Source organism: Pseudomonas brassicae (assembly GCF_010671725.1).
In the GTDB taxonomy this organism is placed as follows: Bacteria; Pseudomonadota; Gammaproteobacteria; order Pseudomonadales; family Pseudomonadaceae; genus Aquipseudomonas; species Aquipseudomonas brassicae.
This window is the reverse complement of sequence record NZ_JAAHBU010000581.1, coordinates 1-523: the sequence shown is the minus strand read 5'-3', so window position 1 is coordinate 523 and position 523 is coordinate 1. Positions and strand designations below refer to the sequence as shown.

Here is a 523-nt window from a genome sequence, read left to right as displayed (position 1 = left end):
TTATCTGTACGGTTTGCACGCAAGCACCCCGCTGTTCAAAGGTGCTGCCGGGCATCTTAGGAAGCGCAGTGGGCTGCCCCCATGCTGCTTTGGTGGTCGCGTGCTACTCCCTTGGTAGTAGGGCTTGTGGGGCAGTGCCAAATCATGCGCCGGCTGGGAGATTTTCCCGGCCAGGGCGGGAGTTTTTCCGTATCACCGCAGGCGTCGGCGTTCCAGTCTATGCAGGCCAAAACCTCCACTGGGAACACCCACCATGACAATAAGATCGTTACCCGCCGCGCTTTCCCCTCTGTCTCTGGCCGTACAGACCGTCCTGCTGGTCGGCGCCATGGCCCTGGCCCCAGCCGCCTCGGCCAAGCCTGTGACCTGGGAAGACATCGCCAACGACCACCTCAATACGCAGAACGTGCTGCAGTACGGCATGGGCACCAACGCCCAGCGCTGGAGCCCGCTGGCCCAGGTCAACGACAAGAACGTGTTCAAGCTGACCCCGGCCTGGTCGTACTCGTTTGGCGATGAAAAA

General features: G+C 61.4%; 1 pseudogene. It reads left to right on the top strand.

The window, feature by feature from the left end:
* Positions 1-253: 253 nt before the first annotated feature.
* Positions 254-523: pseudogene (locus G3436_RS26325) on the top strand (PQQ-dependent dehydrogenase, methanol/ethanol family); the annotation flags it as partial.